This is a genomic window from Betaproteobacteria bacterium (genome assembly GCA_016720855.1).
Classification (GTDB): domain Bacteria; phylum Pseudomonadota; class Gammaproteobacteria; order Burkholderiales; family Usitatibacteraceae; genus FEB-7.
On record JADKJU010000002.1, the window covers coordinates 927,976 to 944,350 of the forward strand.

The following is a 16,375-nucleotide window of genomic DNA, read 5'->3' on the forward strand; positions in this document are numbered from 1 at the left end:
CGCGAATATTATGGAAAGAACAACCATCGATGTCTGGTTCGGCGCCTTCGTGCTGGCGGGTTTCGCGGCGCTGCTGGTGCTCGCGCTCAAGGTGGGCAACCTCGGCGCCGAGCGCGCGAGTTCGACGTATCACGTCGAGGCCCGCTTCGACAATATCGGCGGCCTCAAGGTGCGCGCGCCGGTGCGCAGCTCCGGGGTGCTGGTGGGACGCGTGGCGGACATCCGGTTCGATAACGAGCGCTTCCAGGCCTCGGTCCTCCTCGCGCTCGACTCGCGCTACGGATTTCCCAAGGACACGATCGCCTCGGTTCTCACTTCAGGACTGCTCGGCGAATCGTACGTCGGGCTGGACGCGGGTGGCGACGACAAGAAGCTCGCCGACGGCGACCGCATCACGATCACGCAGTCGGCCGTCGTGCTGGAACGACTCATCGGCCAGCTCCTCTTCAGCAAGGGCCAGGACGACGCGACGAAGAAGTAGGGCGCCTGGAACCCCCGGCTCCGGAACCGCTCCAATCGCAGACCCCGCCCCAAGACAGGACAGCCCATGACCCGAATGCTCGCAGCCCTGGCCCTGACCACGGCCGCCCTTCTCGCCGGCACGTCCGCCCTTGCCGATGAAACCGCCCCCGATGTGCTGGTGCGCAAGTCGATCGACGAGGTGCTGGCCATCATCAAGACGGACAAGGACCTGCGGGGCGGCAACCAGAAGAAGATCCTCGATCTCGTCGAGGAGAAGGTGCTCCCCCATTTCGACTTCAACCGGATGACGCGTCTTGCGGTGGGCCGCAACTGGGCGCAAGCCTCGGATGCCCAGAAGGAAGCGCTCACCCGGGAATTCCGCACGCTGCTCGTTCGCACCTACTCGACCTCGTTGTCCCAGTACCGCAACCAGACGATCGACGTGAAGCCCGCCAAGTTCGCGCCGCAGGACAAGGACACCGTCGTGAGGACGGTCGTCAACCAGCCCGGAGGGCAGCCGATACCCATCGATTACGGCATGCAGCGCTCCGACAAGGGCTGGAAAGTGTACGACGTGATCGTCGATGGCGTGTCGCTCGTCACCACGTATCGCGGCACGTTCAACGAGCAGATCCAGAAGTCCGGCGTGGACGGGCTCGTGAAGACGCTTGCCGACCGCAACCGCCCCTCGGAGACCCCGAAGGCGGCAGTCAAGGCCGACCTCAAGTAGTGAACGCGAACGCGCGCGCGCAGGTCCTGGCCCTCGAGGGAGCGCTTTCCTTCGAGACCCTGCCACGCGTGCTGGCCGAGAGCCAGGCCTACAGCGCACACCCCGATCTTCCGGACCGCCTCATCATCGACTTCGCGAAGATCACTGCGGTCGATTCCTCGGCGGTCGCGCTTCTGCTCGAATGGCGCCGCGAGGCCGCCCGGCGCGGCAAGGGCATCGAGTTCACGAACCTCCCGGCCAACCTCCTCGCGCTGGCCGAGCTCTACGGCGTTACCGCGCTCATCCAACCCTGCCGGGCCTGATGGTGGCCGCGGTCGAGGTGCAGGAAGCCTGCAAGAGCTTCGGCCCGCTTCGCGCGCTCGATGGCGTATCCCTCGCGGTGGAGGAAGGCGAATTCTTCGCCTTGCTCGGACCGAACGGCGCGGGCAAGACCACGCTCATTTCCGCGCTGGGCGGCCTGGTGCGCCCCGACTCGGGGCGATTTCGCGTGATGGGCCGCGATGTCGCCGCCGAATACGGCGTGGCTCGCAAGCTCCTCGGAATCGTTCCGCAGGAGATCGTCTTCGATCCCTTCTTCAGCGTGCGCGAGACCCTCGAGCTGCAGTCGGGCTACTTCGGGCTGCGCGGCAACGGAGCGTGGATCGAAGAACTGCTCGAACGCCTGGCGCTGGGGGCCAAGGCCGATGCGAACATGCGCTCGCTCTCCGGCGGCATGAAACGCCGCGTGATGGTGGCGCAGGCGCTGGTCCATCGCCCGCCGGTCATCGTGCTCGACGAGCCGACGGCCGGGGTGGATGTCGAGCTGCGCCAGACCCTCTGGCAGTTCATCCGCGAGCTGAATGCGGCCGGGCACACCATCGTCCTCACGACGCACTACCTGGAGGAGGCCCAGGCCCTGTGCTCGCGCATCGCGATGATGAAGGCCGGGCGCATCGTGGCGCTCGATTCGACCGAGCGCCTGCTCGCCGCGTTTTCGGAGCGCGTCCTGCGGGTGAAGCTCGATTCGTGCGACCTTCCCGCCTCCCTCACCCCCGGCGCGACCCTCGATGCGTCCGGATGGCACCGGATCCCGGTCGGCAATGCCGCCCAGGTGGAGAGCGCGCTCGCGCGGCTTCGCGAGGCGGGCGCGCGGGTGACGCACCTCGAGGTCGCCGAGCCGGAGCTCGAGGAGGTGTTCGTGAAGATCATGGCGCGCAGCGAGACGCCCGCGCGCGAGGCCGCATGACGCGCGGCTTCCCGACCCTGTTCCGGAAGGAAGTGATGCGCTTCTGGAAGGTGGCCTTCCAGACCGTGGCGGCGCCAGTGCTCTCTGCGCTCCTCTACCTCGTGATCTTCTCGCACGCGCTGGCCTCGCATGTGGAGGCCTACCCCGGCGTGGGCTACACCCAGTTCCTGGTGCCGGGACTGGCGATGATGTCGATGCTGCAAAACGCGTTCGCCAACGCCTCCTCCTCGCTCATCCAGTCGAAGATAACGGGCAACATCGTGTTCATCCTGCTTGCGCCCCTCACGGCGGGTGACCTCTTCGCCGCCTACCTCCTCGCCGCCGTCGTGCGGGCGGTTGCCGTGGGCGCGGGCGTGATCCTTGCGGCAGCCTGGATGGTCCCGCTTCCGCCTCCGAACCTGCTGTGGCTCGCCGCGTTCGCGTTCACCGGCGCGGGGATCCTCGGCGCGCTGGGCATCGTTGCGGGAATCTGGGCCGAGAAATTCGACCAGCTCGCGGCTTTCCAGAACTTCGTCATCATGCCGTTCACCTTCCTTGCCGGGGTCTTCTATTCGGTGGAGTCACTGCCCCCCTTCTGGAAGGCGGCCTCGCAACTGAACCCGTTCTTCTATGTGATCGACGGATTCCGGTATGCCTTTTTCGGGAAGGCGGACGTGTCGCCCTGGGCGAGTCTCGCGATTGCGAGCGCCACGTTCTGTGCCCTATCATGGCTGACTCTTCGCCTGCTGCGCTCGGGCTACAAGTTGAGGCATTGAGGTCACCATGGCCGACAGAAGATCCATCGATGAAACGATCCGCCAGGGGCTCGAGTGCACGCACGTCGAGGTCCGCGGCGACGACGGGGCGCACTTCGAGGCGCTCATCGTGAGCCCCTCCTTCGCGGGGCTTTCCCGCGTGCGCCGGCACCAGCTGGTCTATGCCGCGCTGGGCGACCGCATGCGCGAGGAGATCCACGCGCTCTCGATGCAAACCCTGTCGCCTGAGGAGTGGACCGGCCGCTGACCCGATGCCCGGGCCGGCCCGACCGGTTCCCTGAAACGAACCCTGCAGAAGCAGGGTGACGATGTTCGGGCCCGGTGCCCGCCCGCCCGCGTCAACCCGAGAGCCCCGTCATGATCACCATCGCGCTTTCCAAGGGTCGCATCTACGAGGAAACGAAGCCGCTCCTCGAGGCGGCGGGCATCGTTCCCGCCGAGGACCCGGAGGTATCCCGCAAGCTGATCCTCCCTACCGCGAAGGCTGGCGTCCGGGTGATCATCGTGCGCGCCTCCGATGTGCCCACGTACGTGCAGTACGGCGCCGCCGACCTGGGCGTTGCCGGGCGTGACCTGCTGATCGAGCACGGGGGCCGCGGCCTCTACCAGCCCCTCGACCTGGGCATCGCGCGCTGCCGGATGATGGTGGCGGTGTCCGAGGATTTCGACTATCCCGCGGCGGTGCGCCAGGGCGCCCGGCTGCGCGTGGCGACCAAGTACATGCAGGTGGCGCGCGAGCACTTCGCCGCCAAGGGCGTGCACGTGGATCTCATCAAGCTCTACGGGTCGATGGAACTCGCGCCCCTGGTCGGGCTCGCCGACGCCATCGTGGACCTCGTGGACACCGGCAGCACCCTGCGCGCCAACCGCCTCAAGGCTGTCGAGGAGATCCTGGCGGTATCCAGCCGGCTCATCGTGAATCCCGCCTCGATGAAGGTGAAGCGCGCCGAAGTGCTGCCGCTCATCGAGGCTTTCGAGAGGGCATCCCGTGCCTGAACCGCGCCGGCTGTCGAGCCGCGACCCCGGATTCGAAGCGCAGCTCGATTCGCTCCTTGCGTTCGAGGGCGCCCAGGACGAAGGAGTGGACCGGGCCGTGGCGGCAATCCTCGCGGACGTGCAGCGGCGCGGGGACGAGGCGCTCCTGGACTACACGCGCAGATTCGACCGCTGGTCCCCGGCCTCGGCATCCCATCTCGAGGTGACTGCGTCCGCCTGCCGCGAGGCGCTGGCCCGCATCGGCCGCCCGGAACGGGAGGCCCTCGAGACCGCAGCCGCACGCATCCGCGCCTATCACGACCATCAGCATCTGCGCAGCTGGCGGATCGAGGACGAGGATGGCACGATGCTCGGCCAGCAGGTCACGCCGCTCGATCGCGTCGGCCTGTACGTGCCCGGAGGCAAGGCCGCCTACCCGTCCTCGGTCTTGATGAATGCGGTGGCCGCGAAGGTTGCCGGCGTACCCGAGCTGGTCATGGTGGTGCCCACGCCGGACGGCGCGACGAACGATTACGTGCTGGCGGCCGCTTCGCTCGCCGGCGTTGACCGCATCTTCCGCCTGGGCGGCGCCCAGGCGATCGGGGCCCTCGCGTTCGGAACGCGCAGCGTCCCGGCCGTCGACAAGATCGTCGGACCCGGCAACGCCTACGTGGCCGCCGCGAAGCGCCGGGTCTTCGGCCGTGTGGGCATCGACATGGTGGCTGGCCCCTCGGAAATTCTCGTCGTGGCCGACGCCTCGGCGAACCCGGACTGGGTTGCGATGGATCTCTTTTCGCAGGCCGAACACGACGAGATCGCCCAGTCGATCCTGCTCACGCCCGATGCGGCGTTCGCCGACCGGGTCCTCGCATCCATGCGCGCGAGCCTCGACGCGATGCCGCGGCGCGCCATCATCGCGGCCAGCCTGGCCAATCGCGGTGCGCTCATCGTGGTGCGCGACATGGACGAGGCCTGCGCGATCGCCAACAGGATCGCGCCCGAGCACCTGGAGCTGGCCGTGGCCGACCCGGACGCGCTGCTGCCGAAGATCCGTCACGCGGGCGCCATCTTCATGGGCCACTATTCCTCGGAGTCGCTGGGAGACTACTGCGCGGGGCCGAACCACGTGCTGCCCACTTCCCGCACCGCACGGTTCTCATCGCCGCTGGGGGTCCATGACTTCCAGAAGCGCTCGAGCCTGATTCGCGTCACGCGCGAGGGGGCTGTCCGGCTCGGGGCCACGGCGCGCACGCTCGCCCGCGCCGAGGGGCTGGAAGCGCACGCGCGAAGCGCGGAGCTGCGAAGCGAGAAGGGCCAATGAAGGGCGCCGAGCAGTGGGTGCGCGACGAAATCCGCGCGCTGCGGGCCTACCACGTTGCTCCGGCGGCCGGCTTCGTGAAGCTCGACGCGATGGAGAACCCGTATCGCCTGCCGCCGGAGCTTGCGGACGACCTCGGCCGCCACCTCGCACAGGTCGCGATGAACCGCTACCCCGATCCCGAGGCGCCCCGCCTGAAGGCGATCCTGCGCGAGGCGATGGCGATTCCAGACGGGCTCGGCATGGTCCTCGGCAACGGCTCGGACGAGATCCTGCAGATAATTGCCGTGGCGCTCGCGAAACCCGAGGCCGTGATGCTCGCGCTCGAGCCCTCGTTCGTGATGTACCGGATGAGCGCCATCACCGCCGGCATGCGCTTTGCCGGGGTGGATCTCGCGGGCGATTTCTCGCTGGATCTTCCGGCGACACTGGCAGCGGTCGGGCGGCTTCGGCCCGCGCTCACCTGGATCGCCTATCCCAACAACCCCACGGGAACGCTGTTTTCCCGCGAGGCGATCCTTGCCATCGTCGAGGCCTCGCCCGGACTCGTGGTGGTGGACGAGGCCTACTACGCTTTTTCGGGCGGGGCGTCCCTCCTGTCCGAGGTGGGGCGGCATCCCAATCTCGTGCTGGTGCGCACTGTCTCGAAGCTCGGGCTCGCCGGCCTTCGTCTGGGACTCGCGGTCGGGCCCGCCGACTGGCTGGAGGAATTCGACAAGGTCCGCCTTCCCTACAACGTGAACGTGCTATCTGCGGCGGCGGCGGAATTCATCCTCTCCCGCCGCGAGGTGCTGGAGGGGCAGACGCGCCGGATCGTCCTCGATCGCGCGCGGCTCGAGGAGGGGCTGGACGCGATCCCCGGCGTGACCCGATTTCCCTCCGCGGCGAACTTCGTGCTGGTGCGCGTTGCGGACGCGCCGCGGACGTTCGAGTCTCTCAAGGCGCGTGGTATATTGGTTCGCACCCTCCACGGCTCTCATCCCCTGCTCGCCAACTGCCTCCGGCTCACGGTCGGGGCTCCCGACGAAAACGCGAGGTTACTCGCGGCACTTGCCCAGGCGACCGGCTGAATCCATGCGCACCGCGGAAATCCAGCGAGACACGAAAGAAACCCAGGTCTACGTCTCCGTGAACCTCGACGGCACCGGGAAGGCGAGCCTCGCCTCGGGCATCCCGTTCCTGGACCACATGCTCGACCAGATCGCCCGCCATGGGGCCGTGGACCTTGCCGTGAAGGCCAGGGGCGATCTCGACATCGACGCCCACCACACGGTGGAGGACATCGGCATCACGCTCGGCATGGCGGTCGCGAAGGCGCTCGCCGACAAGAAGGGCATCCGTCGCTACGGGCACGCCTACGTCCCCCTCGACGAAGCGCTCTCCCGCGCGGTGGTCGATTTCTCGGGCAGGCCGGGCCTGGAATTCCACGTCGCCTTCACGCGGGCCCGGGTGGGCGAGTTCGACGTGGACCTCACCCGGGAGTTCTTCCAGGGCTTCGTGAACCACGCGCTCGCCACCGTTCATCTGGACAACCTGCGCGGCGACAATTCGCACCACCAGTGCGAAACGATCTTCAAGGCGTTCGCGCGCGCGCTGCGAATGGCGGTCGAGCCCGATTCGCGCGCGGCAGGCGTCGTTCCCTCCACGAAGGGAACCCTCTAGGCAAATCACCGCAGCCGGGGCGTGGCCCCGGGGCCGGCATGGGACAGCGCATCGCAATCGTCGATTACGGGATGGGCAACCTTCGCTCGGTGGAGAAGGCGCTCGTGCACGTGGCGCCGGCCGCCTCGGTCGCGATCACGTCCGAGCCGGATGCCATCCGCGCGGCGGACCGGGTTGTCTTCCCGGGGCAGGGGGCCATGCCCGACTGCATGAAATGTCTCGTGGAAAGCGGTCTGGGAGAGGCGGTCGGGGAAGCGGCGGCCACGAAGCCGTTCCTGGGGCTGTGCATCGGGCTGCAGATGCTCTTCGAGCGCAGCGACGAAGGCGACACGCCCGGCCTCGCCATCCTCCCGGGCGAAATCCTCGCCTTTGCGCGGGCCGCGCAGACGCGGCAGGCCGGGTTCAAGATTCCCCACATGGGCTGGAACGAGGTCTGGCAGGCGAAGGCCCATCCGATCTGGAAGGGGATCGCGGACGGGGCGCGCTTCTATTTCGTGCACAGCTATTATTGCCAGCCCCGCGACCCCGCGCTTGTGGCGGCGACTACGCACTACCCGCACGCCTTTACCTCGGCCATCGCGAGGGATAACATCTTCGCGACGCAATTCCATCCTGAGAAAAGCAGCGCCGCGGGGCTCACGCTACTCGAGAACTTCACTTCCTGGACCCCTTAAGGATCCGGCCCCGACCGCTCCCATGCTGATCATTCCCGCGATCGACCTCAAGGACGGCCGCTGCGTTCGCCTCGAACAGGGCGACATGGCGACCGCCACCGTCTTTTCCGACGACCCCGGAAAGACCGCCACGCACTGGGCCGGGCTCGGCGCGCGTCGCGTCCACGTGGTGGACCTTAACGGCGCCTTCGCCGGCAAGCCGGTCAACGAATCGGCGATCAGGGCGATCATCGCGGCCGTCGATCACGACATCCCGGTCCAGGTGGGTGGCGGCATTCGCGACCTCGATACGATCGAGCGCTACCTGGACGACGGCGTCTCCTACGTGATCATCGGGACGGCGGCGGTGAAGAACCCCGGCTTCCTGCACGAGGCTTGCGACGCCTTTCCGGGCCACATCATGGTCGGGCTCGACGCGAGAGACGGCAAGGTCGCAACCGACGGCTGGTCCAAGCTCACGGGCCACGACGTCGTGGATCTTGCCAAGCGCTTCCAGGATTACGGTGTCGAGGCCATCATCCATACCGACATCGGACGCGATGGCATGCTCAAGGGTGTGAACGTCGAAGCGACCGTGAAGCTCGCCCAGGCGCTTGCCATCCCGGTCATCGCAAGCGGCGGCATTGCCAATCTCGACGACGTGAGGCGGCTTTGCGCCGTCGAGCCCGAAGGCATCGTCGGCGCCATCACCGGCCGGGCCATCTACGAGGGACGCCTCGATTTCGTCGCGGCCCAGAAGCTGGCCGACGGCGAGGCCTGACCGGCGAACGGCCGGCGCCTCGCACCGCCCCACGAGACCATGGGCCTCGCCAAGCGCATCATTCCCTGCCTCGACGTTCACGCGGGCCGCGTGGTCAAGGGCATCAATTTCGTGAGCCTGCGCGACGCGGGCGACCCGGTGGAAGTCGCGCGCCGTTACGACGAGGAGGGGGCGGATGAGATCACCTTCCTCGACATCACCGCGTCGAGCGACGCCCGCGACACCATCATCCCGGTGATCGAGCGCGTGGCCGAGCAGGTGTTCATCCCGCTCACCGTCGGCGGCGGCGTGCGCAAGGTGGACGACGTGAGAAAGCTCCTCAATGCGGGCGCGGACAAGGTGAGCATCAACACCGCGGCCATCGAAAATCCCGCGCTCGTCGCGGAAGCGGCGCATCGCTTCGGCTCCCAGGCCATCGTCGTCGCCATCGACGCCAAGCAGGCCGGTCCGGGCAGGTGGGAGGTCTACACGCACGGCGGAAGACAACCCACCGGTCTCGACGCCGTGGAGTGGGCGGTCAGGATGGCAGGGCTTGGCGCGGGAGAGATCCTCCTCACCAGCATGGACCGCGACGGCACGAAGGCGGGGTTCGACCTGGAGCTTACGCGCGCGGTGTCGCGCGCCGTTCCCGTGCCGGTGGTTGCGAGCGGAGGCGTCGGGACCCTCGAGCACCTGGCGCAGGGCGTCGAGATCGGCGGGGCGGACGCGGTGCTGGCCGCCTCGATATTCCATTACGGGGAGTTCTCGGTGGGCGAGGCGAAGCGCTTCATGGCCGGCCGCGGCATCGAGATGAGGCTCTAGGGCGAGCCATGGACTACCTCGACGCCATTGCCTGGAACGCCGACGGCCTCGTGCCCGCCGTGGCGCAGGATGCCGCATCGGGTGAAGTCCTGATGCTCGCCTGGATGAACCGCGAATCCCTGGCGAAGACCGTCTCCACGGGCGAGGCGGTGTACTGGTCGCGCTCGCGCGCAAGGCTCTGGCGCAAGGGCGAGACTTCGGGGCACCTGCAGCGCATCGTCGACATCCGGCTCGATTGCGACGCCGATGCGATCCTGCTTCGCGTCGAGCAGGTGGGCGGCATCGCCTGCCACACCGGCCGTCGGCGCTGCTTCTTCAACTTGCTGGGGTCCGAAGGCGGCTCGGCGCGTTGGAGCGCGACGGACCCGGTCCTCTCCGATCCGGGAAGATTCCGAAATGGCGGCTGACAGGACGATCCTCGAACGGCTGGAAGCGGCGATTGCGGCGCGACGCGAGGCCGACCCTTCCTCCTCCTACGTGGCGAATCTCAACGCCAAGGGGCTGGATGCCATCCTCAAGAAGATCGGCGAGGAGGCCACGGAGACCGTCATCGCCGCCAAGACGGGGGAGCGCGCCGGCATCGTCCACGAGACGGCCGACCTCTGGTTCCACTGCCTGGTGCTGTTGGGGCGGCAGGGGATTGCCGTATCCGAAGTGCTTGCCGAGCTCGAGCGGCGCGAGGGCCGCCCGGGAATCGAGGAAAAGGCCTCACGAAAGGAATCGCGATGAACAAGGACGACTGCCTCTTCTGCAGGATCGCGGCGGGAAGCATCCCGTCGAAGAAGGTCTACGAGGACGAGGAGATCCTCGCCTTCCACGACATCCAGCCGGTCGCGCCGGTCCATTTCCTGATGATCCCGAAAGAGCACATCGACTCGATGGCCGAATGCGGCCCCGAGCATGCGCCGGTTCTGGGCCGCATGATGGCCATGGCCGGCCGGCTCGCGAAGGAGCAGGGGGCCACCGACGGCTTCCGCACCATCGTGAACACGGGCAGGGTGGGGCGGCAGGACGTGTATCATTTGCATGTCCACATCATCGGCGGCCCGGATCGCCTTCCGCGAATGATCGCTGCGGAATAGCGACGCCGCAAGGAGCGTTCCATGGGTTCATTCAGCATCTGGCACTGGTTGATCGTCCTGGTCATCGTGCTGCTCGTCTTCGGCACGAAGAAGCTGCGCAACATCGGCGCCGACCTGGGTGGCGCCGTCAAGGGCTTCAAGGATGGCATGAAGGGCGAGGACGACAAGAAGCCCGCCGGAGAGATCGCGGCCACTGGCGCGACGCTCGAGGGCGAGGTCAAGGACAAGCAGAAGAGCTGAACGCCCGGGCGGCGGAAACGCTTCGCCGGGCGCTACCATGTTCGATATCGCTTTCTCCGAATTGCTGGTGATCGGGGTGGTGGCGCTTGTCGTCATCGGCCCGGAGCGCCTCCCCAAGGTCGCCCGAACGGCGGGGATTCTCTTCGGCCGCCTGCAGCGCTACGTGTCGCAGGTGAAGTCCGACATCAACCGGGAGATGAATCTCTCCGAGCTCTCGAAGGTGAAGACCGAGTTCGAAGGCGCCGCGCGCGAGTTCCAGACGGACATCGAATCCAGGGTGCACGAGGCCGAGCGCGACATCCGCGAGGTCGAGTCCGATATCGGCCGGCAGATGCGAAACGACGGCGATGCGGCGCCCGTCTCGGCCGAGCCCGTCCTTCCGGAGCCCGCAACGGCCGCGGCCGCCGCGGAGCCAGCGCCCCCCGCCTCCGCGCAGCTTGAACTTGCGATCGACGAGCCGGCGACGCCCCTGAAGCCGGGCGCGGCATGACCGACACGCCGCAGGAGACGTTCCTTTCGCACCTGTTCGAGCTGCGCGACCGGCTCGTGCATTCCCTCGTCGCGCTCGCGCTGGTGTTCATACCCACGTTCTTCTACGCCTCCGAGCTCTACGACCTGCTCGCGATGCCGATGATGCGCACGCTCCCGGAGGGCTCGAAGATGATCGCCACCGGCGTGATCACGCCGTTCTTCATCCCGATGAAGATCGCGCTCATGGTGTCGTTCCTGATCGCGCTTCCCTACATCCTCTACCAGGCGTGGGCGTTCGTGGCACCGGGCCTCTACGCCCACGAGAGGAAGCTGGTGGTGCCGCTCATCGTGTCCAGCACCTTCCTCTTCTTCCTCGGCATGGCGTTCTGCTACTTCTTCGTCTTCGTGACGGTCTTCTCGTTCATCGCCAAGTTCGCGCCGAAATCGATCACGGTGGCCCCCGATATCGAGGCCTACTTCAACTTCGTGCTCGGGATGTTCATCGCCTTCGGGGTCACCTTCGAGGTGCCCGTCGTCGTCGTGGTCCTCGTGATGACCGGGGTGGTCTCGGTGGAGACGCTGCGCGAGATCCGTTCCTACGTGATCGTCGGCGCGTTCGTCGTGGCGGCGATCGTGACGCCGCCGGACGTCGTTTCGCAACTCATGCTTGCGATCCCGCTGTGCCTGCTCTACGAGGCGGGGATCTTCGTCGCGCAGTTCGTCGGGAAGCGCAAGCCCGCCGTCCCTGCGGACTCGGCGCAGTAGCGGCCTACTCGGCCTCGGCGGGGCGCGGCTTGCGCCGCCCCACGGTGACCGGCAGGGCCACTTCCTGGTTGCGCCTGACCACTTTCACCTGCACGGCCTTGCCGGGCGGGATGTCCGCGATCGCATTGAGGGTCGAGGTGAGGTCCGGAACGGGTTTCTCGCCGATCGCGACGATCACATCGCCCAGGCGGATCCCGGCCCGGTCTGCTGGGCTGCCGCGCTCGATGCCGCCGACGATGGCGCCGTGCGTGCCCGCAAGCCCCAGGGAATCGGCGAGCTCGGGCGTGATGTTGGCGACCTCCACGCCGAACCAGCCTCGCGTGACGGAGCCGGTTTCAATGATCTGCTCCATGACCTTCCTCGCGAGGCCGACGGGAATGGCGAACCCGATGCCCTGGTAGCCACCCGACTTCGAGAAGATCAGCGAGTTTATGCCCACGAGGTTACCGCTGGCATCCACGAGCGCGCCGCCGGAATTGCCCGGGTTGATCGCTGCGTCGGTCTGGATGAAGCTTCCGAAGGGGTTGGCCTGGCCGAGGTCCCGTCCGACCGCGCTCACGATGCCCATGGTCACTGTCTGGCCGACGCTGAAGGGGTCGCCGATCGCGAGCACTACGTCACCCACGCGGATCTGGTCGGGCTGCCCGAACGTGATCGGCGTGAGTCCAGCCGCCGAAATGCGGACCACGGCGAGGTCCGTTTCAGTGTCCGATCCGACGATCTTGCCGGGGACTGTGCGGCCGTCATTGAGGGCCACCTGGATCTCGGTCACTCCCTCGACAACGTGCGAATTGGTCAGCACGAATCCTTCCTGGCTCACGATGACGCCGGAACCCAGGGAGAGCCGGGTCTCCGGAACGCTGAACCGCTCGCCGAAGAAGCGGCGCAGGACCGGGTCGTCGAGCATGGGATTGCGGCGCCGGACCTGCTTGGTGGCCGAAATGTTCACGACCGAGACCACCGCCTTGCGGGCGGCGTCGCTGAAGGAAACCGGCCTGCCCTGCGCAGCCGGCAGGGCGGCGGGCGTGGCCGGAGACTCCCGTATTTCAACGACGTTGTTGCCGGTTCGCCACGGAAGCCACTCGGGCTTCACCAGGCTCGTGACAAAGATCACCCCCAGCGTGGCCGTGACGACCTGCGCGAAGACGAGCCAGAGCCGACGCAGCAAGCGCCTATTTCCTCAGGCTGTCGCGGATCTCGCGCAGCAGCTGGACATCCTCGGGAGGGGCGGCCGGCGGCGCCGGCGGCGCCTCGCTCCTCAGCCGGTTGAACTGCCTCACCATCATGAAAATGATGAATGCGAGGATCGTGAAGTTGAGGGCGATGGTCATGAAGTTTCCCCACGCGATCACCGGGATCCCCGCCTTTTTCACGGCTTCCAGGGTCTGGGGGACACCAGGCGGGATCTCCCGGAGAGCAAGAAAGAGGTTCGAAAAGTCCGCATTTCCCAGGAACCGGCCGACGACCGGCATCACCAGGTCGCTCACCACCGAATCGACGATTTTTCCGAAGGCTGCGCCGATGATCACGCCGACGGCCAGGTCCACCACGTTGCCTTTGAGGGCGAACTGCTTGAATTCAGAGGCAAAACTCATAACTTCTCCATGGTGACCGATAGTGGCCGTGAAGGGGAATTTACGGGGGGGGATGGGGGGCGTCAACCCTCGACGACATCGGCGGGCTATAAGTCCCTGCAGGTAATCGGCTAAAATGGAGGGCGACACTCCTTCCACCCTCGCTCTCCTCCCATTCCCTCCTGCAATGACTGCCATCGTCCTAGACCAAGTCGACGAGAAGAAGCGCCGCTTCCTCATCGTCGCCACCACTGCCGCGAGTGCTGTCGCCGCGGGGGGTGTCGCCGTCCCGTTTCTCGGCAGCTGGTTCCCGAGCGCCCGTGCGCTCGCGGCCGGCGGTCCTGTCGAGGTGGATGTATCCAAGATCGAAGCCGGACAACAGATCACCGTCGAGTGGCGGGGCAAGCCGGTCTGGGTCCTGCGGCGCACGCCCGAGATGCTGGCGCAGCTGGAGAAACACGATGCGATACTCGCGGATCCGACGTCCGCCTCGTCAAAGCAGCCCGACTACGTGAAGGGCGCCGCCCGCTCGATCAAGCCGGAGTTGTTCGTGGCCGTCGGGGTCTGCACCCACCTGGGCTGTTCGCCGACCCTGAAGAAGGAAGTCGGCGCCAACTCCGACATGGGCAGCGACTGGCCGGGCGGCTACTACTGCCCTTGCCACAACTCCCGGTTCGACCTCTCGGCCCGCGTCTTCAAGGGCTCCCCGGCCCCGACCAACCTCGAAATCCCGCCCCACCGATACCTGAGCGACGCCAGGATCGTGGTGGGCGAAGATCAGAAGGGATAGCGCGATGGCCGCCACCAACAAGCCTCCCGTCACCGGCGCCGGCCCGGCCAATGGCATCCTCACGTGGATCGACCAGCGCTTTCCGCTGATAGTGCTCTGGAAGAGCCAGCTCACCGAGTACTACGCGCCGAAGAACTTCAACTTCTGGTACTTCTTCGGGTCCCTCGCGTTGTTGGTGCTCGTGATCCAGATCGTCTCCGGCATCTTCCTCACGATGAACTACAAGCCGAGCGCCGAGCACGCCTTCGCCTCGGTCGAGTACATCATGCGCGACGTTCCGGGCGGCTGGCTCATCCGCTACATCCACTCCACGGGGGCCTCGGCGTTCTTCATCGTCGTCTACCTGCACATGGCGCGCGGCCTGATGTACGGCTCGTACCGCAAGCCCCGCGAGCTCACCTGGATCTTCGGCGTGGTGATCTACCTGTGTCTCATGGCCGAGGCCTTTTTCGGCTACCTGCTTCCGTGGGGGCAGATGTCGTTCTGGGGCGCGCAGGTCATCATCAACCTGTTCGCCACGATCCCGATCATCGGCGAGGACCTTTCCGTCTGGATCCGCGGCGACTACAACGTGTCGGACGCTACGCTCAACCGTTTCTTCGCACTGCACGTGATCGCGATCCCGATGGCCCTGCTGGGGCTCGTGGCTGCGCACCTGATGGCGCTGCACGAGACGGGCTCCAACAACCCCGACGGCATCGAGATCTACGAGAACCTCGATCCGAAGACGGGCACGCCGGTGGACGGGATTCCCTTCCACCCCTACTACTCGGTCAAGGACCTGGTGGGAGTGGCTGTGTTCCTGATCGTCTTTACGGCGATCGTGTTCTTTTCGCCCGAAGTCGGGGGCTATTTCCTCGAGTACAACAACTTCATCCCGGCCGATCCCCTCACTACGCCTGCGCACATCGCCCCCGTGTGGTACTTCACTCCGTTCTACGCGATGCTTCGCGCGATCCCTTCCTTCTTCAACATGCAGGTCTGGGGCGTGATCGTGATGGGCGCGGCGGTGATGATCTTCTTCGCCCTGCCCTGGCTGGACCGGGGCAAGGTGAAGTCCATCCGCTACCGGGGACCGATCTACAAGGCCTTCTTCGCGGCCCTGATCGTGAGCTTCCTGATCCTCGGGTACCTCGGCGTCGAGCCCACGAACGTGTGGGGCGAGTTCTCGAAGGGCCTGCCCGTGGTCGGCGGCGACTACATCGCAACCTGGGTGGCGCGCGTGCTGACGGTCGTCTATTTCGCCTTCTTCCTGTTGATGCCGTGGTACACGGCGGTGGACAAGGAAAAGCCGGTGCCCCAGAGGTTGACCTGATGATGAAAAAACTGATTGCCGTCCTCCTCCTCATGGTGCCGGGCCTCGGGTTCGCCTCGAGCGGCGGGGTGAGCCTGGATGCCGCCCCTGTCAACCTGCATGACAAGCTCTCGCTGCAGCGCGGGGCGCAGGTCTTCGTGAACCACTGCCTGAACTGCCACTCGGCCTCGGCCATGCGCTACTCCAAGCTCACGGACCTGGGCCTGAGCGAAGGGCAGATCCGCGAGAACCTGATGTTCGCGACGGACAAGGTCGGCGACCCGATGTCCACGACCCTCGATCCGAACGATGGCAAGAGCTGGTTCGGGGTGAATCCGCCGGACTTGTCGCTCGTCGCCCGGTCCCGGGGCGCAGACTGGCTCTATACCTACCTGCGCGGGTTCTACCGCGACCCCGCCGCGAAGAGTGGCTGGAACAACACGGTGTTCCCGAACGTCGGCATGCCCCACGTGCTCTGGGAATACCAGGGCAGTCAGGTGCTGCACGCGGCCGAGCACGGCGCGCCCGGGCTTGCGCTCGAAGTGCCCGGGAAGCTGTCCCCCGCGGAATACGACAAGTACGCGGGAGACCTGGTGAACTACCTCGTGTACATGGGCGAACCTGCCCGTGCGAAGCGGGTCCAGATCGGGATCGTGGTCCTCTTCTTCCTGGCGATCTTCTTCGTGATCACGGTCCTGCTGAAGAAGGAATACTGGAAGGACGTCCGCTAGCGAAGGACCGGCGGTGGAAACTTTGCCCGGTGCGCCCCGGCGGGGTGCATCGGGCTTGTCGCTTCC

Annotated in this window: 24 protein-coding genes; 22 read left to right on the forward strand and 2 right to left on the reverse strand. The window is 66.6% G+C overall.

What is annotated here, in order from left to right; translation table 11 throughout:
* Positions 1–10 precede the first annotated feature (10 nt).
* From mlaD to tatC, 19 genes are all read left to right on the forward strand, one after another.
* Complete coding sequence (mlaD, locus tag IPP91_11685; protein ID MBL0142733.1) at positions 11–481, forward strand: outer membrane lipid asymmetry maintenance protein MlaD; 471 nt, start codon at positions 11–13, stop codon at positions 479–481.
* A 66-nt stretch (positions 482–547) separates the two neighbouring features.
* Complete coding sequence (locus IPP91_11690; GenBank protein MBL0142734.1) at positions 548–1,192, forward strand: ABC transporter substrate-binding protein; 645 nt, start codon at positions 548–550, stop codon at positions 1,190–1,192.
* A 26-nt stretch (positions 1,193–1,218) separates the two neighbouring features.
* On the forward strand, positions 1,219–1,494 hold the full coding sequence (locus IPP91_11695) for an STAS domain-containing protein (GenBank protein MBL0142735.1): 276 nt from the start codon (positions 1,219–1,221) through the stop codon (positions 1,492–1,494).
* Positions 1,494–2,417, forward strand: coding sequence for an ABC transporter ATP-binding protein (locus tag IPP91_11700; protein MBL0142736.1), 924 nt, complete (start codon positions 1,494–1,496; stop codon positions 2,415–2,417). The genes IPP91_11695 and IPP91_11700 overlap by 1 nt, the downstream gene beginning before the upstream one ends.
* Entirely contained in the window at positions 2,414–3,172 is a 759-nt protein-coding gene (locus IPP91_11705) for an ABC transporter permease (GenBank protein MBL0142737.1), read from the forward strand. Before IPP91_11700 ends, IPP91_11705 begins: the two co-directional genes overlap by 4 nt.
* A gap of 7 nt (positions 3,173–3,179) precedes the next feature.
* On the forward strand, positions 3,180–3,419 hold the full coding sequence (locus IPP91_11710; protein MBL0142738.1) for a BolA/IbaG family iron-sulfur metabolism protein: 240 nt from the start codon (positions 3,180–3,182) through the stop codon (positions 3,417–3,419).
* 110 nt (positions 3,420–3,529) lie between these two features.
* The gene (locus IPP91_11715) at positions 3,530–4,168 is read left to right on the forward strand and encodes an ATP phosphoribosyltransferase (protein MBL0142739.1); all 639 of its coding nucleotides are present in this window, start codon (positions 3,530–3,532) and stop codon (positions 4,166–4,168) included.
* Positions 4,161–5,468, forward strand: a complete 1,308-nt coding sequence (gene hisD / locus IPP91_11720; GenBank protein MBL0142740.1) for a histidinol dehydrogenase — start codon at positions 4,161–4,163, stop codon at positions 5,466–5,468. The genes IPP91_11715 and hisD overlap by 8 nt, the downstream gene beginning before the upstream one ends.
* Positions 5,465–6,535, forward strand: coding sequence for a histidinol-phosphate transaminase (locus IPP91_11725; GenBank protein MBL0142741.1), 1,071 nt, complete (start codon positions 5,465–5,467; stop codon positions 6,533–6,535). Before hisD ends, IPP91_11725 begins: the two co-directional genes overlap by 4 nt.
* Before the next feature lie 4 nt (positions 6,536–6,539).
* Positions 6,540–7,127 carry an imidazoleglycerol-phosphate dehydratase HisB gene (gene hisB / locus IPP91_11730; protein ID MBL0142742.1) on the forward strand — a complete coding sequence of 196 codons (588 nt, stop codon included), beginning with the start codon at positions 6,540–6,542 and terminating at the stop codon, positions 7,125–7,127.
* Between the two features lie 38 nt (positions 7,128–7,165).
* Positions 7,166–7,801, forward strand: a complete 636-nt coding sequence (gene hisH / locus IPP91_11735) for an imidazole glycerol phosphate synthase subunit HisH (protein ID MBL0142743.1) — start codon at positions 7,166–7,168, stop codon at positions 7,799–7,801.
* Between the two features lie 22 nt (positions 7,802–7,823).
* Complete coding sequence (gene hisA, locus IPP91_11740; GenBank protein MBL0142744.1) at positions 7,824–8,561, forward strand: 1-(5-phosphoribosyl)-5-[(5-phosphoribosylamino)methylideneamino]imidazole-4-carboxamide isomerase; 738 nt, start codon at positions 7,824–7,826, stop codon at positions 8,559–8,561.
* Positions 8,562–8,600: 39 nt separating this feature from the next.
* Positions 8,601–9,362 (forward strand): imidazole glycerol phosphate synthase subunit HisF, encoded by a 762-nt coding sequence (gene hisF / locus IPP91_11745; GenBank protein ID MBL0142745.1) that lies wholly within the window; start codon positions 8,601–8,603, stop codon positions 9,360–9,362.
* Between the two features lie 8 nt (positions 9,363–9,370).
* The gene (hisI, locus tag IPP91_11750) at positions 9,371–9,769 is read left to right on the forward strand and encodes a phosphoribosyl-AMP cyclohydrolase (GenBank protein ID MBL0142746.1); all 399 of its coding nucleotides are present in this window, start codon (positions 9,371–9,373) and stop codon (positions 9,767–9,769) included.
* Positions 9,759–10,091, forward strand: a complete 333-nt coding sequence (locus IPP91_11755) for a phosphoribosyl-ATP diphosphatase (protein ID MBL0142747.1) — start codon at positions 9,759–9,761, stop codon at positions 10,089–10,091. Before hisI ends, IPP91_11755 begins: the two co-directional genes overlap by 11 nt.
* Positions 10,088–10,444 carry a histidine triad nucleotide-binding protein gene (locus IPP91_11760; GenBank protein ID MBL0142748.1) on the forward strand — a complete coding sequence of 119 codons (357 nt, stop codon included), beginning with the start codon at positions 10,088–10,090 and terminating at the stop codon, positions 10,442–10,444. Before IPP91_11755 ends, IPP91_11760 begins: the two co-directional genes overlap by 4 nt.
* Positions 10,445–10,465: 21 nt before the next feature.
* Entirely contained in the window at positions 10,466–10,684 is a 219-nt protein-coding gene (gene tatA, locus IPP91_11765; GenBank protein MBL0142749.1) for a Sec-independent protein translocase subunit TatA, read from the forward strand.
* Positions 10,685–10,721: 37 nt separating this feature from the next.
* Entirely contained in the window at positions 10,722–11,174 is a 453-nt protein-coding gene (gene tatB, locus IPP91_11770) for a twin-arginine translocase subunit TatB (protein ID MBL0142750.1), read from the forward strand.
* The gene (tatC, locus tag IPP91_11775; protein MBL0142751.1) at positions 11,171–11,920 is read left to right on the forward strand and encodes a twin-arginine translocase subunit TatC; all 750 of its coding nucleotides are present in this window, start codon (positions 11,171–11,173) and stop codon (positions 11,918–11,920) included. Before tatB ends, tatC begins: the two co-directional genes overlap by 4 nt.
* 4 nt (positions 11,921–11,924) lie before the next feature.
* Here the strand turns inward: tatC and IPP91_11780 are convergent, their stop codons facing one another.
* On the reverse strand, positions 11,925–13,088 hold the full coding sequence (locus IPP91_11780; protein ID MBL0142752.1) for a trypsin-like peptidase domain-containing protein: 1,164 nt from the start codon (positions 13,086–13,088) through the stop codon (positions 11,925–11,927).
* A 4-nt stretch (positions 13,089–13,092) separates the two neighbouring features.
* On the reverse strand, positions 13,093–13,515 hold the full coding sequence (mscL, locus tag IPP91_11785; protein ID MBL0142753.1) for a large conductance mechanosensitive channel protein MscL: 423 nt from the start codon (positions 13,513–13,515) through the stop codon (positions 13,093–13,095).
* A 166-nt stretch (positions 13,516–13,681) separates the two neighbouring features.
* On the opposite strand from mscL, the gene petA reads away from it, so the two are divergent.
* The 3 genes from petA to IPP91_11800 are packed head-to-tail and all read left to right on the forward strand — an operon-like array spanning position 13,682 to position 16,309.
* Positions 13,682–14,284 (forward strand): ubiquinol-cytochrome c reductase iron-sulfur subunit, encoded by a 603-nt coding sequence (gene petA / locus IPP91_11790; protein MBL0142754.1) that lies wholly within the window; start codon positions 13,682–13,684, stop codon positions 14,282–14,284.
* Positions 14,285–14,288: 4 nt separating this feature from the next.
* Entirely contained in the window at positions 14,289–15,599 is a 1,311-nt protein-coding gene (locus tag IPP91_11795; GenBank protein MBL0142755.1) for a cytochrome b N-terminal domain-containing protein, read from the forward strand.
* Positions 15,600–15,601: 2 nt separating this feature from the next.
* Positions 15,602–16,309, forward strand: coding sequence for a cytochrome c1 (locus IPP91_11800; GenBank protein ID MBL0142756.1), 708 nt, complete (start codon positions 15,602–15,604; stop codon positions 16,307–16,309).
* The last annotated feature ends 66 nt before the right edge of the window (positions 16,310–16,375 follow it).